Annotated in this window: 27 protein-coding genes; 6 read left to right on the plus strand and 21 right to left on the minus strand. The window is 72.9% G+C overall.

Annotated features, from left to right (window positions below):
* Nucleotides 1-6: 6 nt before the first annotated feature.
* Genes ACIBBD_RS00095 through ACIBBD_RS00115 form a run of 5 tightly spaced genes read left to right on the plus strand, consistent with a single transcriptional unit; the run spans nt 7 to nt 5,588 of the window.
* Entirely contained in the window at nt 7-1,308 is a 1,302-nt protein-coding gene (locus ACIBBD_RS00095; RefSeq protein WP_399416947.1) for an ADP-ribosylglycohydrolase family protein, read from the plus strand.
* Nucleotides 1,296-2,663, plus strand: coding sequence for an ADP-ribosylglycohydrolase family protein (locus ACIBBD_RS00100; protein WP_399416948.1), 1,368 nt, complete (start codon nt 1,296-1,298; stop codon nt 2,661-2,663). Before ACIBBD_RS00095 ends, ACIBBD_RS00100 begins: the two co-directional genes overlap by 13 nt.
* Nucleotides 2,660-3,553 carry a ribokinase gene (rbsK, locus tag ACIBBD_RS00105; RefSeq protein WP_399416949.1) on the plus strand — a complete coding sequence of 298 codons (894 nt, stop codon included), beginning with the start codon at nt 2,660-2,662 and terminating at the stop codon, nt 3,551-3,553. Before ACIBBD_RS00100 ends, rbsK begins: the two co-directional genes overlap by 4 nt.
* A complete protein-coding gene (locus ACIBBD_RS00110; protein ID WP_399416950.1) occupies nt 3,550-4,776 on the plus strand; it encodes a CaiB/BaiF CoA transferase family protein in 1,227 nt (408 codons plus the stop codon). The genes rbsK and ACIBBD_RS00110 overlap by 4 nt, the downstream gene beginning before the upstream one ends.
* Complete coding sequence (locus tag ACIBBD_RS00115) at nt 4,773-5,588, plus strand: HpcH/HpaI aldolase/citrate lyase family protein (RefSeq protein WP_399416951.1); 816 nt, start codon at nt 4,773-4,775, stop codon at nt 5,586-5,588. The genes ACIBBD_RS00110 and ACIBBD_RS00115 overlap by 4 nt, the downstream gene beginning before the upstream one ends.
* A 57-nt stretch (nt 5,589-5,645) precedes the next feature.
* On the opposite strand, the gene lgt is transcribed toward ACIBBD_RS00115, so the two are convergent.
* The 11 genes from lgt to hisI all read right to left on the minus strand — a co-directional run bounded on the left by lgt (nt 5,646) and on the right by hisI (nt 14,597).
* Nucleotides 5,646-6,665, minus strand: coding sequence for a prolipoprotein diacylglyceryl transferase (gene lgt / locus ACIBBD_RS00120; RefSeq protein ID WP_399416952.1), 1,020 nt, complete (start codon nt 6,663-6,665; stop codon nt 5,646-5,648).
* Nucleotides 6,666-6,747: 82 nt separating this feature from the next.
* Nucleotides 6,748-7,524, minus strand: coding sequence for a DsbA family protein (locus ACIBBD_RS00125; protein ID WP_399416953.1), 777 nt, complete (start codon nt 7,522-7,524; stop codon nt 6,748-6,750).
* Between the two features lie 89 nt (nt 7,525-7,613).
* Nucleotides 7,614-8,432 (minus strand): tryptophan synthase subunit alpha, encoded by an 819-nt coding sequence (gene trpA / locus ACIBBD_RS00130; RefSeq protein ID WP_399416954.1) that lies wholly within the window; start codon nt 8,430-8,432, stop codon nt 7,614-7,616.
* A complete protein-coding gene (gene trpB / locus ACIBBD_RS00135) occupies nt 8,429-9,715 on the minus strand; it encodes a tryptophan synthase subunit beta (RefSeq protein WP_399416955.1) in 1,287 nt (428 codons plus the stop codon). The genes trpA and trpB overlap by 4 nt, the downstream gene beginning before the upstream one ends.
* 135 nt (nt 9,716-9,850) lie before the next feature.
* Nucleotides 9,851-10,024 carry a tryptophan biosynthesis modulator TrpM gene (gene trpM, locus ACIBBD_RS00140; RefSeq protein ID WP_399416956.1) on the minus strand — a complete coding sequence of 58 codons (174 nt, stop codon included), beginning with the start codon at nt 10,022-10,024 and terminating at the stop codon, nt 9,851-9,853.
* Nucleotides 10,025-10,045: 21 nt separating this feature from the next.
* Nucleotides 10,046-10,855 carry an indole-3-glycerol phosphate synthase TrpC gene (trpC, locus tag ACIBBD_RS00145; RefSeq protein ID WP_399416957.1) on the minus strand — a complete coding sequence of 270 codons (810 nt, stop codon included), beginning with the start codon at nt 10,853-10,855 and terminating at the stop codon, nt 10,046-10,048.
* Between the two features lie 138 nt (nt 10,856-10,993).
* On the minus strand, nt 10,994-11,440 hold the full coding sequence (locus tag ACIBBD_RS00150) for a DUF2752 domain-containing protein (RefSeq protein ID WP_399416958.1): 447 nt from the start codon (nt 11,438-11,440) through the stop codon (nt 10,994-10,996).
* An 81-nt stretch (nt 11,441-11,521) separates the two neighbouring features.
* On the minus strand, nt 11,522-11,773 hold the full coding sequence (locus tag ACIBBD_RS00155; protein ID WP_399416959.1) for an HGxxPAAW family protein: 252 nt from the start codon (nt 11,771-11,773) through the stop codon (nt 11,522-11,524).
* Nucleotides 11,774-11,951: 178 nt separating this feature from the next.
* A complete protein-coding gene (locus ACIBBD_RS00160) occupies nt 11,952-12,599 on the minus strand; it encodes a TIGR02234 family membrane protein (protein ID WP_399416960.1) in 648 nt (215 codons plus the stop codon).
* A gap of 52 nt (nt 12,600-12,651) precedes the next feature.
* Nucleotides 12,652-14,139, minus strand: coding sequence for an anthranilate synthase component I (locus tag ACIBBD_RS00165; protein WP_399416961.1), 1,488 nt, complete (start codon nt 14,137-14,139; stop codon nt 12,652-12,654).
* A gap of 11 nt (nt 14,140-14,150) precedes the next feature.
* Nucleotides 14,151-14,597 (minus strand): phosphoribosyl-AMP cyclohydrolase, encoded by a 447-nt coding sequence (gene hisI, locus ACIBBD_RS00170; RefSeq protein ID WP_399416962.1) that lies wholly within the window; start codon nt 14,595-14,597, stop codon nt 14,151-14,153.
* Between the two features lie 82 nt (nt 14,598-14,679).
* Between hisI and ACIBBD_RS00175 the strand changes: the two genes are divergently transcribed.
* Complete coding sequence (locus ACIBBD_RS00175) at nt 14,680-15,315, plus strand: TIGR03085 family metal-binding protein (protein WP_399416963.1); 636 nt, start codon at nt 14,680-14,682, stop codon at nt 15,313-15,315.
* Between the two features lie 39 nt (nt 15,316-15,354).
* Here the strand turns inward: ACIBBD_RS00175 and ACIBBD_RS00180 are convergent, their stop codons facing one another.
* From ACIBBD_RS00180 to hisD, 10 genes are all read right to left on the minus strand, one after another.
* Nucleotides 15,355-16,599, minus strand: coding sequence for an MFS transporter (locus ACIBBD_RS00180; RefSeq protein ID WP_399416964.1), 1,245 nt, complete (start codon nt 16,597-16,599; stop codon nt 15,355-15,357).
* Nucleotides 16,600-16,608: 9 nt separating this feature from the next.
* Nucleotides 16,609-17,199 carry an ArsR/SmtB family transcription factor gene (locus tag ACIBBD_RS00185; protein ID WP_399416965.1) on the minus strand — a complete coding sequence of 197 codons (591 nt, stop codon included), beginning with the start codon at nt 17,197-17,199 and terminating at the stop codon, nt 16,609-16,611.
* Between the two features lie 123 nt (nt 17,200-17,322).
* Nucleotides 17,323-18,078, minus strand: a complete 756-nt coding sequence (gene hisF / locus ACIBBD_RS00190) for an imidazole glycerol phosphate synthase subunit HisF (protein ID WP_399416966.1) — start codon at nt 18,076-18,078, stop codon at nt 17,323-17,325.
* Nucleotides 18,075-18,479, minus strand: coding sequence for a RidA family protein (locus tag ACIBBD_RS00195; RefSeq protein WP_399416967.1), 405 nt, complete (start codon nt 18,477-18,479; stop codon nt 18,075-18,077). The genes hisF and ACIBBD_RS00195 overlap by 4 nt, the downstream gene beginning before the upstream one ends.
* Entirely contained in the window at nt 18,476-19,201 is a 726-nt protein-coding gene (gene priA / locus ACIBBD_RS00200; RefSeq protein WP_399416968.1) for a bifunctional 1-(5-phosphoribosyl)-5-((5-phosphoribosylamino)methylideneamino)imidazole-4-carboxamide isomerase/phosphoribosylanthranilate isomerase PriA, read from the minus strand. The genes ACIBBD_RS00195 and priA overlap by 4 nt, the downstream gene beginning before the upstream one ends.
* Nucleotides 19,198-19,848 (minus strand): imidazole glycerol phosphate synthase subunit HisH, encoded by a 651-nt coding sequence (gene hisH, locus ACIBBD_RS00205; protein WP_399416969.1) that lies wholly within the window; start codon nt 19,846-19,848, stop codon nt 19,198-19,200. The genes priA and hisH overlap by 4 nt, the downstream gene beginning before the upstream one ends.
* Nucleotides 19,839-20,003, minus strand: coding sequence for a hypothetical protein (locus tag ACIBBD_RS00210; protein WP_399416970.1), 165 nt, complete (start codon nt 20,001-20,003; stop codon nt 19,839-19,841). The genes hisH and ACIBBD_RS00210 overlap by 10 nt, the downstream gene beginning before the upstream one ends.
* Complete coding sequence (gene hisB, locus ACIBBD_RS00215; protein WP_399416971.1) at nt 20,000-20,593, minus strand: imidazoleglycerol-phosphate dehydratase HisB; 594 nt, start codon at nt 20,591-20,593, stop codon at nt 20,000-20,002. Before hisB ends, ACIBBD_RS00210 begins: the two co-directional genes overlap by 4 nt.
* Nucleotides 20,590-21,699, minus strand: coding sequence for a histidinol-phosphate transaminase (locus tag ACIBBD_RS00220; protein WP_399416972.1), 1,110 nt, complete (start codon nt 21,697-21,699; stop codon nt 20,590-20,592). Before ACIBBD_RS00220 ends, hisB begins: the two co-directional genes overlap by 4 nt.
* Nucleotides 21,696-23,021 carry a histidinol dehydrogenase gene (gene hisD / locus ACIBBD_RS00225; RefSeq protein WP_399416973.1) on the minus strand — a complete coding sequence of 442 codons (1,326 nt, stop codon included), beginning with the start codon at nt 23,019-23,021 and terminating at the stop codon, nt 21,696-21,698. Before hisD ends, ACIBBD_RS00220 begins: the two co-directional genes overlap by 4 nt.
* Between the last annotated feature and the right edge of the window lie 192 nt (nt 23,022-23,213).

Raw genomic sequence — 23,213 nt, forward strand, 5'->3', positions numbered from 1 at the left:
CGGGGCATGACGCGCAAAACAGAAGAACGCCACGGAAGGCCCGGAGGCACAGGGGACACCGGTAGAGCAGGGGGCCGCGAAGGAGCGGAGGGCCGAGGAAGAACGGAGGGCGCCGAAGGAGCACAGGACACAGGGGGAGCCGGAGGAGCCGGAGGGACCGCGGGCACCCTCGAGGATCGCGTCACCGCCGCCCTGGTCGGCGCGGCCGTCGGCGACGCCCTCGGCGGCCCCGTCGAGGGCTACTCCCCCGACCAGATCCTCCAGCGCCACGGCGGCCGCGTCCACGGCGTCGTCGGCCCCTGGAACGGCGACGCCTGGCGCACCGCCCGCCCCATCGCGCCGTACCACAAGGGCGACGGCCACGTCACCGACGACACCTTGATGACCCACGCGCTGGTCAGGGTCTACGCCACGGTCCGCGACCACCTGGACGCGTACGCGCTCGCCGACCACCTGGTCCCCGACCTGATGACCACCCCCCGCTGGATCCCGGAGCTGGAGGCCGAGGCACTCCCCCTGCACCGCGTGTTCCTGGCGGAGAAGTGGCTGGTGACGAGGCTTCACTACGGCCATGTCGACCCCCGCGAGGCGGGCGTCGGAAACATCGTCAACTGCGGTGCGGCGATGTACATGGCCCCGGTGGGACTGGTCAACGCGGCCCACCCGGCGGCCGCCTACGCCGAGGCGATCGACCTCGCGGGCGCCCACCAGTCGTCGTACGGCCGGGAGGCGGCGGGGGTCTTCGCGGCGGCGGTGGCGGCCGCCTGCGTCCCCGGGGCGACGGCCGACTCGGTGGTCACGGCGTGCCTGGCCCTGGCCAAGGACGGCACGCGCACGGCGATCGAGAAGGTCTGCGAAGTCGCCTCCCGCCACACGGACTTCGAGTCGGCCCTGACGCCGCTGCGCGAGGCGGTGGCCCCCTACGACACGGTGGGCCCCGACTACCGGCAGCCCTCGCTCGCCGCCCGCCGCCCCTCCCGTCTGCACGCCATCGAGGAACTCCCCGTCGCCCTGGGCATGTTGCTGGTCGCCGACGGCGACTACCGCCACTGCGTGCTGGGCGCGGTGAACTACGGCCGTGACTGCGACTCGATCGCGACGATGGCCGGCGCGCTGGCCGGCGCCCTCGGCTCCCCCGCCCCCGACGCGTGGTCGAAGCAGGTGGCACAGGCCAGCCGCCTGGACCTGTGGGCGCCGGCGCGCACCCTCACCGAGGTGACCCGGGAGATCTTCGAGAAGGACCTCGGCCGTCGCAGGGCCCACGAGCGGGCGTTCACCGGGCTCGGGGGTCACGGATGCTCCGACTGACCTGGGTCCAGCCGGAGGACCTCCTCGGCCACGAGCTGCGCCAGGCGGCCCAGGACGGCCGCGAACCGTCGGCGATCGCCTCGCGCTGGAAGGCGGCGGGCGGCTGGGAGGCCCCCGGCAGAGCGGGCGCCTCCCCCGAACGCGCCTCCCGTTACCTCCGCCTCCTCGCCGAGGACCTCCTGGACGAACTGGCGGACCTGCCGAGCAGCCTGGCGGAGGACGAACCGACGGATTTGGAGAAAATCAGGTCACGGTGCCCCGGATGGCCGGGGCAGCCGCGCGTCCGCCGGGAAGCGCCGGCCCGCGCCGCCCTGGAAGCCGCCTGGCTGGGCCGGGCGGTCGGCTGCCTGCTGGGCAAGCCCGTGGAGAAACTCCCGTTGGACGGCATCCGAGCCCTCGCCAGATCCACCGGCAACTGGCCCCTCACCACCTACTTCACCGCCCAGGGCGTCCCTGCGGACATCCTCGCGGCCCACCCCTGGAACCGCCGCTCGGCCGGGACCTCGCTCGCCGAGAACATCGACGGCATGCCCGAGGACGACGACCTCAACTACCCCCTCCTCAACCTCCTCCTGCTCCGCCGCCACGGAAGGGACTTCACCACCACCGACGTGGCCCGGGTCTGGCTGGACGAACTCCCGGCGGGGCGCACCTTCACCGCCGAGCGCGTCGCGTACCGCAACCTCCTCTCCGGCATCGAACCCCCGCACACCGCCCGCCACCGCAACCCCTTCCGCGAATGGATCGGCGCCCTGATCCGCGCCGACGTCCACGGCTGGACCCACCCGGGCGACCCGGCCGCCGCCGCGGAGCAGGCCCACCGCGACGCCACCCTCACCCACACCGCGAACGGCGTCTACGCCGCGATGTTCACGGCGGCCGCCATCGCCACCGCGGCCACCGGCAGCCACGACGTCCACGCCTGCCTCCGCACCGGCCTCACGGTCGTCCCGCCCCGCTCCCGCCTGGCCCGGGCCATCACCCACGCCATCCGGCTCGCGCAGTCCCACGAGGACTTCGACACCGTCGTGGACGAACTCCACGCCACCTACGCAGCGACCCACCACTGGGTGCACGCCATCCCCAACACGGCCCTCATCGCCGCCGCCCTCACCCACGCCGACGGCGACTTCACCGGCTCCGTCTGCCGCGCCGTGTCCGGGGGTTGGGACACCGACTCCAACGGCGCCACCGCCGGCAGCGTCGCCGCCCTCCTGGCCGGTGACCCCGCCGCCCTCCCCGACCGCTGGACGGCCCCCCTCAAGAACCGCCTCGCCACCTCCGTCGCCGACCTCGACGGCACCGGCTTCGACACCCTCGCCCGCCTGACCCACCGGGAGGCATCCCGCCCATGACCGACATCGTCGTGCTCGGCAGCACGAACATGGACCTCGTCGCCTACGTCGAGAAGGCCCCGCAGCGCGGGGAGACCGTGACGGGACGGGAGTTCCGTACGATCCCCGGCGGGAAGGGCGCCAACCAGGCGATCGCCGCCGCCCACGCGGGCGCCACCGTCTCGATGATCGGCGCGGTGGGCAACGACTCCTTCGGCACCCGTCTGCGTTCCACCCTGGAACACTCCGGGGTGAACACCGACCACCTGCGCACCGTCGAGTTCCCCTCGGGCACCGCCCACATCGTGGTGGACGACGAGGGCGGCAACGCGATCGTGGTCGTCCCCGGCGCGAACGGCACCGTCGACCACCTCGTCCCCGGCGACGAGGTCCTCATCGCCTCCGCCGACGCCCTGCTGCTCCAGCTGGAGATCCCCCTGGCGGCGGTCGTCGCGGGCGCCCGGGCCGCCCGCACACACGGCGTCCGGACCGTCCTCACCCCCGCCCCCGCCCAGCACCTGCCACCCGAACTCCTCGACACCACCGACCTGTTGGTCCCCAACGAGCACGAGGCCACCACCCTCACCGGCCGCGCCGACCCGCGCCAGGCCGCCCTCGCCCTCCTCGACAGCGTCCCGCAGGTCGTCGTCACCCTCGGCGCCGCCGGCATCCTGTACGCGGCCCGCGACACCGAACCGCTGACCGTACCCGCCCCGCACGTCACCGCCGTCGACTCGACCGGCGCGGGCGACACCTTCGTCGGCGCCCTCGCCGTGGCCCTCGGCGAGGAACGCCCCGTGCGGGAGGCGCTGGCCTGGGCGGCCGCGGCGGCGGCGCTGTCGGTCCAGCGGCCCGGCGCGTCGGCCTCGATGCCGTACCGCTCCGAGATCGACAAGCAGTACGCGTCATGACCGGGACGACCAGGATCACGCGAACGCCCCGTTCGGCCCCCGCCCCCCTGCACGGCCTGCGCGTCCTCGACCTGGCCACCCTCTTCGCCGGCCCCCTCGCCGCCACCATGCTCGGCGACTTCGGCGCGGAGGTCGTCAAGGTCGAGCACCCGCAGCGGCCCGACCCGTCCCGCGGCCACGGCCCGTCCAAGGACGGCGTCGGCCTGTGGTGGAAGATCCTCGCCCGCAACAAGCGCACCATCACCCTGAACCTGTCCCGGCCCGGCGGCCGCGCCACCCTGCTGCGCCTCGCCGCCACCGCCGACGTGGTCATCGAGAACTTCCGCCCCGGCACCCTGGAGAAGTGGGACCTCGGCTGGGAGGAACTGTCGGCGGCCAACCCCCGCCTGATCCTCACCCGCGTCACCGGCTTCGGCCAGTTCGGCCCCTACGCCCACCGCCCCGGCTTCGGCACCCTCGCCGAGGCGATGAGCGGCTTCGCCGCGATCACCGGCGAACCGGACGCACCCCCCACGCTCCCGCCGTTCGGCCTCGCCGACTCCATCGCGGGCCTGGCCACGGCGTACGCGGTCATGACGGCCCTCGCCGCCCGCGACCGCACGGGCGAGGGCCAGGTCGTCGACATGGCGATCATCGAGCCCATCCTGACCGTCCTCGGCCCCCAGCCCCTCTGGTACGACCAACTGGGTTACGTCCAGGAGCGCACCGGCAACCGGTCCGCCAACAACGCCCCGCGCAACACCTACCGCACGGCGGACGGCACATGGGTCGCCGTGTCGACGTCGGCCCAGTCGGTGGCGGAGCGCGTGATGCGGCTGGTCGGCCGCCCCGACCTGATCGACGAGCCGTGGTTCGCGACGGGCGCCGGCCGGGCCGCCCACGCCGACGTCCTCGACGAGGCGGTCGGCCGGTGGATCGCCGGCCGCACCCGCACCGACGTCCTCGCCGCCTTCGAGAAGGCGGAAGCGGCCGTCGCCCCGGTCCAGGACGTGCGGGACGTGATGACGGACCCCCAGTACCAGGCCCTCGACACGGTCACCACCGTCGACGACCCCGAACTCGGCCCGATCCGCATGCAGAACGTGCTCTTCCGCCTCTCCTCCACCCCCGGCGCGATCCGCTGGGCCGGCCGCCCCCACGGCGCGGACACCGAGGCGGTCCTCACCGAACTGGGCCTGACCCCCGCCGAACTGGCCGCCCTGCGCGCGGAGGGCGCCCTGTGACCTTCCCGCTGACCTGGCTGTACGTCCCCGGCGACCGTCCGCACGTGGTCGCCAAGGCCCTGACCTGCGGAGCGGACGTCGTCGTGATCGACCTGGAGGACGCGGTCGCCCCCGACCGCAAGGAGTACGCCCGCGCGGCCACCGCCGACCTGCTCCGCGAGGAACAGCCGGTGCCGGTGCACGTCCGGATCAACGCCCTGGACGGACCTCTCGCCGCCGCCGACCTCCGGGCCGTGGCGGCCCTCCCCGGCGTGTCCGGCCTCCGTCTTCCGAAGGTGACGTCACCCGCCCAGATCACCGGCATCGCGAGGAACACCCGCAATCCGCTCTACGCCCTCCTGGAAACGGCCCTCGGCGTCGAACACGCCTATGCCATCGCCGCCGCGCACCCCTCGCTCCGCGGCGTCTCGCTGGGCGAGGCGGACCTCCGTGCCGATCTGGGCATCCGGGAGGACGCGGGCCTGGACTGGTCCCGCTCCCGGGTGATCGTCGCCGCACGGGCGGCCGGTTTGGCGCCGCCGCCCCAGTCCGTCCACCCCGACACCCGTGATCTGGAGGGCCTGGCGGCCTCCTGCGCCCACGGCCGCACCCTCGGCTTCCTGGGCCGCGCCGCCATCCACCCCCGCCAGCTCCCGATCATCGAACGGGCCTACCTGCCCACACAGCGGGAGTTGGAGGAGGCGGAGACGATCGTCAAGGCGGCGGCCACCGAACCGGGCGCCCAGGCCCTCCCCGACGGCCGCTTCATCGACGCGGCGGTGGTGGCCATGGCCCGGCGGACCCTGACACTGGCCCGCCGGTCCGACCCCTGACACACGGCGAGGGCGCCCGGCGGGTGCCGGGCGCCCTCTTCGTCGTACAGCCGGCCGTCAGCTCTTCTTGGCCGCCGACTCGGACTCGGACTCGGCCTTGTCCTTGTCGTCCGCCTCCGCGGCTGCCGTCGCGTCGTCGTCCTCGGCGTCCTTCGCGGTGTCCGCGTCCGCCTTCGCCTCGGAGGGCCCGGCGCCGTCCTTCGCGTCGGACTCGGCATCGGCCTTGGTCCCACCGTCGGCTTCCGCGTCACCGCCGGGAGTGGTGTCCGGCTCGACGACCGCCTCGCGCCCCGGCCGCTTCTTCGCCGACACCACGAAGTAGGTGACCGCGAGCAGGAACACGATCAGGGCGGTCCAGTTGTTCAGCCGCAGGCCCAGGATGTGGTGGGCGTCGTCGACGCGGAGGTACTCGGTCCAGAAGCGCCCCGCGCAGTACGCGGCGACGTACAGGGCGAACGCCCGGCCGTGGCCCAGCTTGAAGCGGCGGTCGGCCCAGATCACCAGCAGCGCGACGCCGACGCACCACAGCGACTCGTACAGGAAGGTCGGGTGGTAGTAGCCCGGCACCCGGCCGTCCGCGGAGGACGTGATGTGCAGGGCCCAGGGGAGGTCGGTCTCCTTGCCGTACAGCTCCTGGTTGAACCAGTTGCCCCAGCGGCCGATCGCCTGGGCGAGGGCGATGCCGGGCGCGACGGCGTCGGCGTAGGCGGGCATCGGGATGCCGCGGCGGCGGCAGCCGATCCACGCGCCCAGCGCGCCGAGCGCGATCGCGCCCCAGATGCCGAGGCCGCCCTCCCAGATCTTGAAGGCGTCCACCCAGTCGCGGCCCTCGCTGAAGTACAGCTCGTAGTCCGTGATCACGTGGTAGAGACGGCCACCGATCAGGCCGAAGGGCACGGCCCAGACCGCGATGTCGGCCACCGTGCCGGCCCGCCCGCCCCGGGCGATCCAGCGCCTGTTGCCGAGCCAGACCGCGGCGAAGACGCCGATGATGATGCAGAACGCGTAGCCGCGCAGCGGGACGGGGCCGACGTACAGCACCCCGCGCGACGGGCTGGGAATGTAGGCAAGTTCCATGGCAAGGTTGACGCTACCCTGCCGCACCGGGCCCAGGGCAGGCAGCCCGGCTACGGCTCCATAACGGGCCGGTGAGCCGAACTCACCCCTGGTCGGCCTCCTCCACCATCTGCTTGAGCTTCGCCGGCGTCATCGTCCGGTCCTGGTAGATGTTCTTGCCGTTGAACAGCACGGTCGGCGTGCCGGTGAAGCCGCCTTTCTGGAAGGCCTCGTTGGACTTCGCGACCCAGCTGTTGTGCGTGCCCTTCTCGACGCAGGTGCGGAAGGCGGGCGTGTCGAGGCCCTCGACCTTGCCGGCCAGCTCCAGGAGTCTGCTGTTCTGCGCGAAGGCGTCGTCGGTCTCGGGGGGCTGGTTCTGGTACAACACGTCGTGGTACGCGGTGAATTTGCCGGCGTCCTGGGCACAGGCCGCCGCGTTGGCCGACTTGCGGGAGCCGGTGCCGCCCATGTTGCCGTCGATGATGGTGGCCAGGTGGTACTCCACCTTCAACTTCCCGGCGGCGGTCAGCTCGTGGATCGTCGAGCGGTAGGCGTCCTCGAAGGCCTTGCAGGCCGGGCAGCGGAAGTCCTCCCACACCGTGAGCGTCGACTTGGCGGCGTCCTCGCCGGCCGGGATGGCGAGGGCGTCCTCGCCCTGTGCGCCGGAGGGCGCGACGACCGGGCCCGCGCTGTCACTGTCGTCGTCCTTGCCGACGTTCGCCGCGACGATGCCGATGACCGCCGCCAGTCCCAGCACGCACACGACGCTCGCGCCGACGATCAGCGTCCGGCGCCGCCGCTCCGCGGCCTTCTGCTTCTCGCGCTCGACCGCCAGCCGCTCCCGGGCGGTGCGCTTCCCTTCACGATTCTTCTCGCTCACACCCCCAGAACGAACCGGGGAGGCGCAGCGCGCCTCCCCGGTCCCAGGTCCACTCGTTCGAGTGACCGATTCTTCCGTTGCCCGGGCGGCTACGCCTGCCCGCGCACGCCCTTCGCCAGCTCGCCGGCGAGCGCGCGCACGGCCTCGAGGCCCGCCGCGTGGTCCGGCGCGTCCAGCATCCGCTTCACGAAGGCCGAGCCGACGATCACGCCGTCGGCGAAGCCGGCGACCTCGGCGGCCTGCTCGGCGTTGGAGACGCCGAGGCCGACGCAGACGGGCAGGTCGGTGCCGGTGGCCCGGGTGCGCTCGACCAGGTCCTGGGCCTGCGCGCCCACCGACTCACGGGTGCCGGTGACGCCCATCAGCGAGGCGGCGTAGACGAAGCCGCTGCCCGCCGCGGTGATCTGCGCGAGCCGCTCGTCCTTGCTGCTGGGCGCCACGACGAAGACCGTCGCCAGGCCGTGCTTGTCGGCGTGCTCCCTCCACAGCGCCGACTCCTGCACCGGCAGGTCGGGCAGGATCGCCCCGGCCCCGCCCGCCTCCGCGAGCTCGGCGGTGAACCGCTCGACGCCGTAGCGGTCGATGGGGTTCCAGTACGTCATGACGAGCACCGGCTTCCCGGTGGCCCGGTGGGCCTCCCGGACGGTGCGCATGACGTCGGCGATCCGCACGCCGCCGCGCAGGGCGATGTCGTCGGCGGTCTGGATGACCGGGCCGTCGAGGACGGGGTCGCTGTGCGGCAGACCCACCTCGACGACGTCGGCGCCGCCGTCCAGGACGGTCTTGATCGCCTCGATGCCGCCGTCGACGGTCGGGAACCCGGCCGGGAGGTAGGCGATGAGGGCGGAGCGTCCCTCGGTCCGGGCGGCCTCGAGGGTGTCCGACAACAGCTGGATGTTCCCGCTCACTTGGCGTCCCCCTCGATCTCGGCGGTGTCCGTGTCCGCGTCGGCGGCCACGGACGCGTCGGTGTCGTACAGGCCGAAGTAGCGGGCGGCCGTGTCCATGTCCTTGTCGCCGCGGCCGGACAGGTTGACCACGATCAGGCCGTCCTTGCCCAGCTCCTTGCCGACCTCCAGGGCGCCGGCCAGCGCGTGGGCGGACTCGATGGCCGGGATGATGCCCTCGGTGCGCGACAGCAGGCGCAGCGCCTGCATGGCCGCGTCGTCGGTGACCGCGCGGTACTCGCCGCGGCCGGAGTCCTTGAGGTAGGAGTGCTCCGGGCCGATGCCCGGGTAGTCCAGGCCGGCCGAGATGGAGTACGGCTCGGTGATCTGGCCCTCGTCGTCCTGGAGGACGTAGGACCGTGAGCCGTGCAGGATGCCGGGCTCGCCGGCGGTGAGGGTGGCCGCGTGCTCGCCGGTCTCGACGCCGTGGCCCGCGGGCTCGCAGCCGATGAGGCGGACGCCCTCGTCGGGGATGAAGGCGTGGAAGAGGCCGATGGCGTTGGAGCCGCCGCCGACGCAGGCGACGGCCGCGTCGGGCAGCCGCCCGGCGCGCTCCAGGATCTGGCGGCGGGCCTCGACGCCGATGACACGGTGGAAGTCGCGGACCATCGCCGGGAAGGGGTGGGGTCCCGCGACCGTGCCGAACAGGTAGTGGGTGTGGTCGACGTTGGCGACCCAGTCGCGGAAGGCCTCGTTGATGGCGTCCTTCAGCGTGCGGCTGCCGGACTTCACCGCGACGACCTCGGCGCCCAGCATGCGCATGCGGGCCACGTTGAGGGCCTGGCGCTGGGTGTCGATCTCGCCCATGTAGATGGTGCACTCGAGCCCGAACAGCGCGCAGGCGGTGGCGGTGGCGACGCCGTGCTGGCCGGCGCCGGTCTCCGCGATCACGCGCGTCTTGCCCATGCGCTTGGTGAGCAGCGCCTGGCCGAGCACGTTGTTGATCTTGTGGGAGCCGGTGTGGTTGAGGTCCTCGCGCTTGAGGAACACCCGGGCGCCACCGGCGTGTTCGGCGAACCGCGGCACCTCGGTGAGGGAGCTGGGGCGGCCCGTGTAGTGGACGAGCAGTTCGTCGAGCTCGCGGGCGAACTCGGGGTCCTGCTTGGCCTTGTCGTACTCGACGGCGACCTCGTCCACGGCGGCGACGAGCGCCTCCGGGATGAACTTGCCGCCGAACGCGCCGAAGTAGCCCTCGGCGCTGGGGACCCGGCCCTCCGGGTCGGGGATGAAGAACTCGCTGGGCATGCGGAAACCTCACGGTGAGTGTGTGTGAACCGACACTGATCGCCGTGGGGCGGGGGGTCGGACGGCCTCAGGCCGTCTGTGGCGTGTCGCACCCACGCAGCGCAGCTGCGTGTTCGGGCACTGCCCCGCGCCCCTCTAGGCCCGCCGCTGCCATCGCATGCCGTTGACCTGCCCCGGCTCGTCCCCGATGACGTACCGCACCCGGCGGCCGTGCACCCGGCGTGCGGGCGCGCGGCAGCCACGGGGCCGGCAGCCGCGCGCGAGGCGGGCGTACGGGTCCCTGGCCGCCAGGGTGAGCGTGGGAGTCATCGCCGTCAGCCTACCGGGAGGTCAGCTCCGGCCGTGCCGCAGTGCGGGGTGTTCGCCGGCCGCCACCAGGTCGGCGACCGCCGTCTTCGGGTCGCGGCCCGTCACCAGCGACTCGCCGACGAGTACGGCGTCGGCGCCGGCGTTGGCGTACGCGATCAGGTCGTGCGGGCCGCGGACGCCGGACTCGGCGACCTTGACGATACGGTCGGGGATCTCGGGGGCGACTCGCTCGAAGGTGCCCCGGTCGACCTCCAGGGTCTTCAGGTTGCGGGCGTTGACGCCGATCACCTTCGCGCCCGCGTCCACCGCGCGCTCGACCTCGTCCTCGTCGTGCACCTCGACGAGCGGGGTGAGACCGATGGAGACGGCGCGCTCGATCAGCGACTCCAGGGCCGACTGGTCGAGGGCGGCGACGATCAGCAGCGCGAGGTCGGCGCCGTACGCGCGGGCCTCCCACAGCTGGTACGAGGTGACGATGAAGTCCTTGCGCAGGACGGGGATGTCCACGCGCGCGCGGACCGCCTCGAGGTCGGCGAGGGAACCGCCGAAGCGGCGCTGTTCGGTGAGGACGGAGATGACGGCGGCACCGCCCGCCTCGTAGTCCGCGGCCAGCCCGGCCGGGTCGGCGATCGCGGCCAGCGCGCCCTTGGAGGGGCTGGAGCGCTTGACCTCGCAGATCACCTTGACGCCGTCGCCCTTCAGCGCGGCCACCCCGTCCTTGGCGGCGGGGGCCTTCGCCGCGCGCTCCTTGAGCTCGTCGAGGCTGACGCGCGCCTGCCGCTCCGCGAGGTCGGCACGGACTCCGTCGATGATCTCGTCGAGCACACTCACGCGAGCGGCCCCCTTCCAGACGGTTGGCGGTTCCAGCGGCAAGTGGGAACCGGTGGTCACTGCGATGGTATCCGCAGGAGGCCGAAGGCCTCGCATCCGGTTGACGCCGGTCCCACTACCTGGACGTTCGTCCGCCGATCAAGGACGCAGCCAGCCACCGAACGGCAGGTTCCGGACAACGGTGAAGACCAGCAGCAACGCGCCGAGCGACCACAGGTGCACCGGCTGCGGGTCGAGGCGCAGCGGGCGCCCGCGGGCGGCGCGGACCACCCAGACGGTCCACAGCACGGCGAAGCCGAGGTAGGCGACGACGGCCGGCGCGTTGGCCTGCAGGGCGGTCGTGAGGTCCCCGTGCACGAAGGCGTGCGCGCTGCGCAGTCCGCCGCAGCCGGGGCAGTAGACGCCGGTCTGGCGCAGGAGCGGGCAGACCGGGTAGTGGCCGGGCTCGTTGGGGTCGACGGCTCCGACGTAGGCGAAGGCCCCGGCGACGGCCGCGAGGATGCCGGCGGGCACGGCGAGCCGGCTCAGGACGGTTCCCGGGGAGGTCGGTGGCACGCTCTGGCGGTCGGAGGTCACGCCTCGCATTGTGCCCCGCGCGGGCCTTGACGCGCGCGAGAGGGGCGGCCGGTCGTCACCGGCCGCCCCTCGGCGCAGTCGTGCGGGGTCTCAGCCCTCGACGCTCGCCGGCTCGCGCGTGGCGGTCACCTGGTGCACCGGGTGGACCTCCTTCGGCTGACCCAGGCCCATCGCCCGCATGATCATGCCGACGACACCGCCGAGGACCACGATCGCCATGCCGGCCCAGAAGCCGAGCGGCTCGGCCATGACCATGAACGCGCCCGCGACGCAGAAACCGATGAAGGCGATGGTGACACCGGTCCAGGCGGCCGGGGTGTGTCCGTGGCTGCTGCCCGCCATGACTTGCTCCTCGTTGCTGTCTACGTTTCGTACGTGCTGTACGTGTCCCGAGCCATCGGGCTCGTCGACCATTGTCCCGTACGCGCGCCCCCGTCGTGTGCGGGGGTCGGTTCCCGTCGACGTCTGATTCACCACATCGGGAGACGGACGGTCACCTCGGGGCCGGGCGGTGACCGCGTCAGGCGGGGTCCGCGCCGGTGGGGTCCTCGCCCCGGTCCAGGGCCTTCCACATCTCCTCGGGCCGGTCGGGGTCGGCGGGCCGCGGGCCGCGCCGGGGCCGGGGGGCGCCGCCGCGCTCGTACCGGCCTGACATGCCGGGCCACAGGCGGCCGTAGCGCAGGGCGAGCAGGCCGGCCAGGAGGATCAGGGCGCCGCCCACGGCCGCGGCGTACGGCCAGGCGGTGTGGGTGAGCGAGGCGACGGTGGCGGAGGTGTCGCCGGAGGCCTGGGCGGCCTTCTCGTCGAGCGCGGAGCTGTCGTGGGCGCCGAACAGGGCCGCCGCGACGGTGCCGGCGCCGGAGAGCGCGAGGAGGGCGGAGACCGCGAGGCGGCCCGCCCTGCGGACGGCGAAGACGGCGACGAGCGCGGCGAGGCCCACGATGGCGAGCGCCGCGGGGACGCCGGTGACGTCGCTGCCCTTGGCGGTCAGGGGGAAGGCGCCGCCGGCGATCGTCGCCGTGCCCTCCGACCAGCGCTGCCGGGTCGAGAGCAGGGCCACGGCCGCGCCCAGCGCGCCGCAGAGCAGGGCGAGCGCGAGGCTCCTGCGGCCGGACCGGGCGGTGGCGGCTTCGGGACGGGGGTGAGGTACAGCAGTCACGTACTCCACTATCGCGTGAACCCGGGGCGAACCGGCACCCGGGGCTCACGTGAGACTCGTCCTAGTCGGCGGGGCCGCCCAGCCGGTTGGCGGTGTGGACCGCGCGCAGTACGGCCGCGGCCTTGTTGCGGCACTCCTGGTCTTCGGCGACCGGGTCGGAGTCGGCGACGACGCCGGCGCCCGCCTGGACGTAGGCGGTGCCGTCGCGCAGCAGGGCGGTGCGGATGGCGATGGCGGTGTCGGAGTCGCCGGCGAAGTCGAGGTAGCCGACGCAGCCGCCGTACAGGCCGCGGCGGGACGGCTCGAGTTCGTCGATGATCTGCATGGCGCGGGGCTTGGGGGCGCCGGAGAGGGTGCCGGCCGGGAAGCAGGCGGTGAGGACGTCGAAGGCGGTGCGGCCCCGGGCGACCTTGCCGGTCACGGTGGAGACGATGTGCATGACGTGGGAGTACCGCTCGATGGACATGAAGTCGACGACCTCGACCGAGCCGGGTTCGCACACCCGTCCGAGGTCGTTGCGGCCGAGGTCGACGAGCATGAGGTGCTCGGCGCGCTCCTTGGGGTCGGCGAGGAGTTCGTCGGCGAGGGCCTGGTCCTCCTGCGGGGTCGCCCCGCGGTGCCGGGTCCCGGCGATGGGGTGCACCATGGCCTGCCCGTCCTCGACCTTGACCAGGGCCTCGGGGGACGAGCCGACGACGTCGAAGCCGTCGAAGCGGAACAGGTACATGTACGGCGACGGGTTGGTGGCCCGCAGGACCCGGTAGACGTCCAGCGCGCTCGCCGTGCACGGTGTCTCGAAGCGCTGGGAGGGCACGACCTGGAAGGCCTCGCCCGCGCGGATGCGCTCCTTGATGTCCTCGACGGCCCGCTGGAAGTCGGGGCCGCCCCAGAGCGCGGTGTACTCGGGGAGCTCGGAGGGCGGGAGGACGGCGGGCGGCTGGGCCACGGCGCGCGAGAGGTCCGCCTCCATGGCGTCGAGGCGGGCGACCGCGTCCGCGTACGCCTCGTCGACGCCGGTGTCGAGGTCGTTGTGGTTGATCGCGTTGGCGATCAGCAGGACGGAGCCCTCCCAGTGGTCCATGACGGCGAGGTCGCTGGTGAGGAGCATGGTCAGCTCGGGGAGCCCGAGGTCGTCGCGCTCGCCGGGGCCGATCTTCTCCAGGCGGCGCACGATGTCGTAGCCGAGGTAGCCGACCATGCCGCCGGTGAAGGGCGGCAGGCCCTCCTGATGGGGGGTGTGCAGGGCCTCGATGGTGGCGCGCAGGGCGGCGAGGGGGTCGCCGTCGACGGGGACGCCGACGGGCGGGACGCCGAGCCAGTGGGCCTGGCCGTCGCGCGCCGTCAGGGTCGCCGCCGACCGCACGCCCACGAACGAGTACCGGGACCAGGAGCGGCCGTTCTCCGCGGACTCCAGCAGGAAGGTGCCGGGGCGCTCGGCGGCGAGCTTGCGGTAGAGGGCGACCGGGGTGTCGCCGTCGGCGAGGAGTTTGCGGGTGACCGGGATGACACGGCGGTCGGTGGCCAGCTTGCGGAACGTCTCGAGGTCCATGGCGGCTGACCTTACTGATGCGAGGCCGGTACGCCGGAATCGGCGCCGCTGTCGCCGTCCTGGAGCAGCACGTCGGCGTCGAAGCAGGTGCGGGCGCCGGTGTGGCAGGCGGCGCCGACCTGGTCGACCTTGACCAGCACGGTGTCGGCGTCGCAGTCGAGGGCGACGGACTTCACCCACTGGAAGTGGCCGGAGGTGTCGCCCTTGACCCAGTACTCGCGGCGGCTGCGCGACCAGTAGGTGCAGCGGCCGGTGGTGAGGGTGCGGTGCAGCGCCTCGTCGTCCATCCAGCCGAGCATGAGCACCTCACCGGTGTCGTACTGCTGGGCGATGGCGGGGACGAGCCCGTCGGGGCTGCGCTTGAGGCGCGCGGCGATCTCCGGGTCGAGGCGACCGGATCGAGCACTGTGGTGCGGAGCGCCGTGACGGGGGGCGGCGGGCGGGGGCGTGCTGGTCATGGGGCCATTGTGCCGCGCGGGACCGACCGGGCCGGGCCGGTGTCCACTGTCCGGACCCGCTACGCGGTCGTAGGCTGACCGCATGTCGACTTTCGCCAAGCGTGAACGACTCCTGCTCGCCGACCTCTTGGAAACCGCCGGGCCGGAGGCCCCGACCCTCTGCGAGGGCTGGCAGACCCGCGACCTGGCCGCGCACGTGGTGGTGCGCGAGCGTCGGCCCGACGCCGCCGGGGGTCTGCTGATCAAGCAGCTCGCGCCCCGCCTGGACAAGGCGATGGAGGAGTTCGCCGCCAAGCCGTACGAGGAGCTGGTCCAGCTGATCCGTACCGGCCCGCCGCGTTTCTCTCCGTTCCAGCTGAAGCAGATCGACGAGGCGTCGAACACGATCGAGTTCTACGTCCACACCGAGGACGTCCGCCGCGCGCAGCCGGAGTGGACGCCCCGCGAGCTGGACCCGGTGTTCCAGGACGCCCTGTGGTCCCGGCTGGAGCGCACCGCCCGCCTGATGGGCCGCGGTACGCCGACCGGCCTGGTCCTGCGCCGCCCGGACGGCCGTACGGTGGTCGCCAACCGCGGCACCCCGGTGGTGACGGCGACCGGCGAGCCGTCGGAGCTGCTGCTGCTCCTGTACGGCCGGCAGAGCGCCGCCCGGGTGGACCTGGCCGGCGACGAGGACGCGATCGAGAAGCTGCACGGCAGCAAGCAGCTCGGGTTCTGAGCGGACCGGTGGCGCGGCCGGCGCGGGAGAGGGGGTGGGTCAGCGGGGCAGTTCGGCGCGCCGCAGGCTCCGCGAGCCCAGCGTGACGGCGCCGCTCAGGGCGCACACCGCCGCGCAGGCGGTGAAGACCGGGGCGGTGCCCGCCGCGCCGACGGCCCAGCCGACCACCGGGAAGGTGAGCGGGGCGACGCCGAAGCTGACCAGGGTGGAGACCGAGGTGACGCGGCCGACGTAGGCGCTGCCCGCCCGGCTCTGGAGGAGCGCCCCGGCCAGGGCGCCGGAGAGGCCGGCCAGCGCTCCGAGCAGCAGGGCCGTACCGGCGGCGCCGGCCACGGACGGCACGTGCGCGAGGGCGGCGATCGCCGCACCGCTCGCGACGCCGGTCACCCCCGTCACGCGACCGGCGTGCGGGATCCGGCCGCGCCAGGCGAGCAGGAGGGAGGCGGCCGCGGCGCCGACGCCGAACCCGGCGAGGACCAGGCCCATGCCGGAGGATCCCCAGCCGCGTTCGCGGGCGAGGAGGGTGAGGCCGAGGTTCATGGGACCGACGAACCCGAGGTCGGCCAGGGCGAGGGCGAGCACCAGAGGGCGCAGGACGGGATCACGCCGGATGTGCCGCAGTCCGTCACCCAGGTCGGCCAGGACACTGCCGCGGCCCTTCGCGTCGTCCGGGGGCAGTGGGCCCACCCGCACGGTCAGCAGCACCGGCAGCGACACGCCGATCAGCAGCGCGGCGAGCCCGAAGGCGCCCGCCGTGCCGCCGAGGGCCACGCCCAGGCCGCCGAGCGGGCCGCCCAGGACGCTGGCCAGCCGCACGCCCAGGCCCCGCATGCCGTGCACGCGCGCGAGCTGTCCGCGGTCGGTGATCCGCGCGGGCAGGGCGCCCGCGGCGGGCAGGAAGACGGCGTCGACGATCCCGAAGAGGACGGCGACCGCGCCCAGCGCCCAGAGCCCGGGACCGGTCGTCAGCAGGAGCACGGCCGCCGTCAGCGCCAGCAGACAGCGGACTCCCGTGCTTCCCAGGACGACCCGGCGCGGTCCGTGGCGGTCGGCGACCACTCCCCCGCCGAGCAGGAGTAACGCGCGCGGTACGGCGCTGACGGCGGTCACGACGCCGGCCTGCGCGGGGGTGCCGGCCTGGACGGCGGCCCAGGACAGGGCCAGGTAGTAGACGTTGTCGCCGATCGCGGACGAGGTGTAGCCGCCGAGCCAGCGCAGTACGTTGCCGTCCCGGTGGGCGGGGCGCTCGGTGACGGGGGCCGCGGGCAGCGGGGTCGGCGGCATCGGGGCCTCTCAGATCCGGAACGGGAAGGCGTACGTGTGCACCGCGACGTTCTCGCGGCCCTCGAGGTCGCCGGCGGCGTCGGCGGCCGCGCCGCGCTCGTCGTACCGGCGGATCAGGACGAGCATCTCCTTGTTGAGCTCGGCCAGTTCGGCCGGTGTGAGCCGCAGGGTGGCCTCGGAGGACCCGGCCGCGGTGTTCCAGGCCTCGCCCCAGTGGGCGCGCTCGTCGAGGAAGCGGCGGTACATGTCGGCGCGCTGCTCGAAGAAGAGACGGCTGGCCGCGGTGTGCGCCGCGGCCTTCTCGGGGGCGTCGCGGAAGTCCTCGTCGCGGATGCTGACGCCGTCGGAGGAGGGCTGCCACCAGCGCTCCCGGCCGTCCGCGCTCCGCGGCTCGGCCTCCTCGATCAGCCCGTGCTCGGCGAGCTTGCGCAGGTGGTAGCTGACCAGCGAGACCGCCTCGTCGACCTGCTCGGCGAGCTGGGAGGCGGTGGCGGCGCGGGCGATGGTCAGGCCGCGGTACAGCTGCATCCGCAGGGGGTGGGCGAGGGCCTTGAGTGTGCCCAGGTCGGTGATCCGGCGGTCTCTCTCCTTGCCTGTCATGCCTTCACGGTAGATACGAAGGGAAAGTTGCGCAATCTTTTTTGCGCAACTTTCCTTTCGCGTCTGGCCGTGAGAACGCCCCGGCCGCAGGCGGCCGGGGCGTGCGTCAGCTCATGGAGGGCGTCACCGCACCGGGTGTCCCGCCTCCTTCAGCGCCTGCTTCACCTCGCCGATCCGCAGGTCCCCGAAGTGGAAGACGGAGGCGGCCAGGACGGCGTCCGCGCCCGCCTCGATGGCCGGCGGGAAGTCGGTGAGCCGGCCGGCACCGCCGGAGGCGATCACCGGGACCGTCACGTGCTTGCGGACGGCGGTGATCATCTCCAGGTCGTAGCCGTCCTTGGTGCCGTCGGCGTCCATCGAGTTGAGCAGGATCTCGCCCGCGCCCAGCTCGGCGGCCCGGTGCGCCCACTCGATCGCGTCGATGCCGGTGCCCTTGCGGCCGCCGTGCGTCGTCACCTCGAAGGAACCCGACTCGGTACGGCGGGCGTCGACCGACAGCACCAGCACCTGGCTGCCGAAGCGCTCGGCGATCTCCTTGATCAGCTCCGGACGGGCGATCGCCGCCGTGTTGACGCCCACCTTGTCGGCGCCGGCCCGCAGCAGCTTGTCCACGTCCTCGGCGGTGCGCACCCCGCCACCGACGGTGAGCGGGATGAACACCTGCTCGGCGGTGCGGCGCACCACGTCGTAGGTGGTCTCGCGGTTGCCCGACGAGGCGGTGATGTCCAGGAACGTCAGCTCGTCGGCGCCCTCGGCGTCGTACACCTTGGCCATCTCGACGGGGTCGCCCGCGTCGCGCAGGTTCTGGAAGTTGACGCCCTTGACGACCCGGCCGTTGTCCACGTCCAGGCAGGGGATGACTCGGACCGCCAGGGTCATGACTTCACGGCTCCTCTGAATGCTTCCAATTCCACTGAGACCAGGACGCGCGGGTCGATGAAACCCTCCACGACCAGCAGGGTCGCGGCCGGGCGCACGGCGTCGAAGAACTCCTTGTGGGCCCGGCCCACCTCGTCGACGTCCCGTGGATGCGCCAGGTACATCCGGGTCCTGATCACCGATCCGGGCCCCAGCCCGAACTCGGCGATCGCCTCGAGAGCGCTGGTGAAGGCCACCTTGGCCTGCTCGTACGGGTCGCCCTCCCCGTACAGCACGTCGCCCCTGAAGGCTGTCGTGCCCGCCACCAGCACACGGTCGCCCGCCGCGACGGCGCGTGCAAAACCGAGAGTCTCTTCCCAGGGATTTCCACTCTGCACGCGCCGTACGGCTTCGGACGTCATGACGACACAGCCTCCAAGGCCTCTTCCAGGGTGAACGCCTTCGCGTACAGCGCCTTCCCGACGATGGAGCCCTCGACACCGAGGGGCACCAACTCGGCGATGGCCCGCAGGTCGTCGAGGGACGACACGCCACCGGAGGCCACGACCGGGCGGTCCGTCGCGGCGCAGACGTTCTTCAGCAGCTCCAGGTTGGGGCCCTGCAGCGTGCCGTCCTTGGCGATGTCGGTCACCACGTAGCGGGCGCAGCCCTCCTTGTTGAGGCGCTCCAGCGTCTCGTAGAGGTCGCCGCCGTCGCGGGTCCAGCCGCGCCCGCGCAGGGTGGTGCCGCGGACGTCGAGACCGACGGCGATCTTGTCGCCGTGCCGGGCGATGACCTCGGCGACCCACTCGGGGGTCTCCAGCGCGGCCGTGCCGAGGTTGACCCGGGTGCAGCCGGTGGCGAGGGCCGCGGCGAGGGTGTCGTCGTCGCGGATGCCGCCGGACAGCTCCACCTTGATGTCCATCGCCCCGGTGACCTCGGCGATCAGCGCGCGGTTGTCGCCGGTGCCGAAGGCGGCGTCCAGGTCGACCAGGTGCAGCCACTCGGCGCCCGCCCGCTGCCATGCGAGGGCGGCCTCCAGGGGGGAGCCGTAGGAGGTCTCGGTGCCGGACTCGCCGTGCACGAGGCGGACGGCCTGGCCGTCGCGGACGTCGACGGCGGGGAGGAGTTCGAGCTTGCTCACAGGGTTCCGATCCAGTTGGTGAGGAGCTGGGCTCCGGCGTCGCCGGACTTCTCGGGGTGGAACTGGGTGGCCCACAGGGCGCCGTTCTCCACGGCCGCCACGAACGGCTTGCCGTGCGTCGACCAGGTCACCTTCGGGGCGAGCAGGGTCGGGTTGTGCGTCTCCAGCAACCAGTCGTGGACGGCGTAGGAGTGCACGAAGTAGAAGCGCGCGTCCGCGTCCAGGCCGGCGAACAGCTCGGAGTCGGCCGGGGCGTCCACGGTGTTCCAGCCCATGTGGGGGACGATCTCGGCCTGGAGCGGCTCGACCGCGCCGGGCCACTCGTCGAGACCCTCGGTCTCCACGCCGTGCTCGATGCCCCGCGCGAAGAGGATCTGCATGCCGACGCAGATGCCCATCACCGGGCGGCCGCCGGACAGCCGCCGGTCGACGATCCAGTCCCCGCGCGCGTCGCGCAGGCCCTTCATGCAGGCGGCGAAGGCGCCGACGCCCGGCACCAGCAGGCCGTCGGCGTTCATCGCCCTGTCGAAGTCACGGGTGATCTCGACGTCGGCCCCGGTGCGCGCCAGGGCGCGCTCGGCGGAGCGGACGTTGCCGAAGCCGTAGTCGAAGACCACGACCTTCTTGGATCCGGTGCTCAATTCCACACCTCCAGCCGCATGACGCCCGCGACGAGACACATCGCGGCGCCGATGGAGAGCAGCACGATCAGGCTCCTGGGCATCTCCTGCTTGACGAAGGAGATGATGCCGCCGACCAGGAAGAGGCCGACGACGATGAGGACGGTCGACAGGCCGGTCACAGCGCGCCCTTCGTGGACGGCAGGATGCCGGCGGCCCGCGGGTCGCGTTCCGAGGCGTACCGCAGCGCCCGCGCCAGCGCCTTGAACTGGCACTCCACGATGTGGTGCGCGTTGCGCCCGTAGGGCACGTGCACGTGCAGCGCGACCTGGGCCTGGGCGACGAAGGACTCCAGGATGTGCCGGGTCATCGTGGTGTCGTACTCGCCGATCATCGGCGCCATGTTCTCGGGCTCGGTGTGCACGAGGTAGGGGCGGCCGGACAGGTCGACGGTGACCTGGGCGAGGGACTCGTCCAGCGGGACCGTGCAGTTGCCGAAGCGGTAGATGCCCACCTTGTCGCCGAGGGCCTGTTTGAAGGCGGCTCCCAGCGCGAGGGCGGTGTCCTCGATGGTGTGGTGGGAGTCGATGTGCAGGTCGCCCTCGGTCTTCACGGTGAGGTCGAACAGACCGTGCCGGCCGAGCTGGTCGAGCATGTGGTCGTAGAAGCCGACGCCCGTCGCCACGTCCACCTTGCCGGACCCGTCGAGGTCGATCTCGACGAGGACCGACGTCTCTTTCGTCACTCGCTCCACGCGTCCCACGCGGTTCATGAACCCTGCTCCTTCTTGATCTCACGGACCGCGTCGAGGAACGCGTCGTTCTCTTCGGGGGTGCCGGCGGTGACCCGCAGCCACCCGGGCACGCCGTTGTCCCGGACCAGGACGCCCCGGTCGAGGATCTTCCGCCACACGGCGTGGGCGTCGGCGAACCGCCCGAACTGCACGAAGTTGGCGTCCGAGGCGGTCACCTCGTAGCCGGCCGCCAGCAGTTCGGCCACCAGCCGGTCCCGCTCCGTCTTCAGCTGCTCGACGTACTTCAGCAGCGTGTCGGTGTGCTCCAGGGCGGCCAGCGCGGTCGCCTGCGTGACGGCGGAGAGGTGGTACGGCAGCCGGACGAGCTGGACGGCGTCCACCACCGCCGGGTGCGCGGCGAGGTAGCCGAGACGCAGGCCGGCCGCGCCGAAGGCCTTCGACATCGTCCGCGAGACGACGAGATTCGGCCGACCTTCGAGCAGCGGCAGCAGCGAGTCGCCGTGACTGAACTCGATGTACGCCTCGTCCACGATCACCATGGACGGCCTCGCCGCCTGCGCGGCCTCGTACAGCGCGAGGACCGTCTCGGCGGGGACGGCGGTGCCGGTGGGGTTGTTGGGGGTCGTGATGAAGACGACGTCCGGCCGGTGTTCCGCAATCGCCTTCTCGGCCGCCGCCACGTCGATCGTGAAGTCCTCGTGGCGCGGGCCGGAGAGCCAGCCGGTCCCGGTGCCGCGCGCGATGAGCCCGTGCATCGAGTACGAGGGCTCGAAGCCGATCGCGCTGCGGCCGGGCCCGCCGAAGGTCTGCAGCAGCTGCTGGATGACCTCGTTGGAGCCGTTCGCCGCCCAGACGTTGGCCGGGCCGACCCGGTGACCGGAGGTGTCCGTCAGGTACTGGGCGAGCCGGGTGCGCAGCTCGACGGCGTCCCGGTCCGGGTAGCGGTTGAGGTGGCGGGCCGCCTCGCGCACCCGCTCCGCGATCCGATCGACCAGCGGCTCGGGCAGCGGGTAGGGGTTCTCGTTGGTGTTCAGCCGTACCGGGACGTCCAGCTGGGGCGCGCCGTAGGGGGACTTGCCGCGCAGCTCGTCCCGTACGGGGAGATCGTCGATTCCGAAGCTCACTTGCTCGTCGGTACCTTCCACCCGAACCTCGCCTTGATCGCCGCGCCGTGCGCGGGCAGGTCCTCCGCCTCCGCCAGCGTCACCACGTGGTGCGCGACCTCGGCCAGCGCCTCCCGCGTGTAGTCGACGATGTGGATGCCGCGCAGGAAGGACTGGACGGACAGGCCCGAGGAATGGCAGGCGCAGCCGCCGGTGGGCAGGACGTGGTTGGACCCGGCCGCGTAGTCGCCGAGGGAGACGGGCGCCCACGGCCCGATGAAGATCGCGCCGGCGTTCTTCACCCGGTCGGCCACGGCGGCCGCGTCCGCCGTCTGGATCTCCAGGTGCTCCGCGCCGTAGGCGTCGACGACCCGGAGGCCCTCCTCGACACCGTCGACGAGCACGATCGCGGACTGCCTGCCCTTCAGCGCCGGCACGATCCGGTCGTCGATGTGCTTGGTGGCCGCGACCTGCGGCTCCAGCTCCTTCTCCACCGCGTCCGCCAGCTCGACGGAGTCGGTGACCAGGACGGCGGCGGCCAGCGGGTCGTGCTCGGCCTGGCTGATCAGGTCGGAGGCGATGTGCACCGGGTCGGCCGTGGAGTCCGCGAGGACCGCGATCTCGGTGGGGCCGGCCTCCGCGTCGATGCCGATCTTGCCGGTGAAGTAGCGCTTGGCGGCGGCGACCCAGATGTTGCCGGGCCCGGTGACCATGTTGGCGGGCGGGCAGGACTCGGTGCCGTAGGCGAACATCGCGACCGCGGTCGCGCCGCCGGCCGCGTAGACCTCGTCGACGCCGAGCAGGGCGCAGGCGGCGAGGATCGTCGGGTGCGGCAGCCCGCCGAACTCGGCCTGCGCCGGGGAGGCGAGCGCGATCGACTCGACGCCGGCCTCCTGCGCGGGCACGACGTTCATGACCACGGAGGACGGGTAGACCGACCGGCCGCCGGGAGCGTAGAGCCCGACGCGCTCGACCGGAACCCACTTCTCGGTCACGGAACCGCCGGGCACGACCTGGGTCGTGCGGGTCGTGCGGCGCTGTTCGCGGTGGACGAGACGGGCGCGGCGGATGGACTCCTCCAGGGCCGCGCGCACGGCCGGGTCGAGTTCCTCCAGGGCGCGGGTGAGGGCCGCGGCGGGCACGCGCACCTGGTCGAGCCGGACGCCGTCGAACTTCTCGGCGAAGTCGATCAGCGCCGCGTCGCCCCGATGATGCACGGCCTCGCAGATCGGACGCACCTTCTCGAGGGCGGCCTGAACGTCGAAGTCGGCTCGGGGCAGCAGGTCGCGCAGGGCGGGGCCCTCGGGAAGGGCGTCGCCGCGCAGATCGATTCGGGAGATCACGCCGTCAATTCTCTCAGACCGGGATCGGACGTCGTTCGCGCGTATCAATGGCTGATACAGAACGTGGCCGGATCCGGAAGGTCGGGGGCGCCGCGAGGGTGTCCTCGGGCAAGGTACGGCACGGTGGGCGTTCGGGGCGTTACGCAGCGGGCATGAACGGTCGTACGAAACACCTGTGCAGGAGGAGGAGCG

Source organism: Streptomyces sp. NPDC051315, assembly GCF_044455165.1.
Classification (GTDB): domain Bacteria; phylum Actinomycetota; class Actinomycetes; order Streptomycetales; family Streptomycetaceae; genus Streptomyces.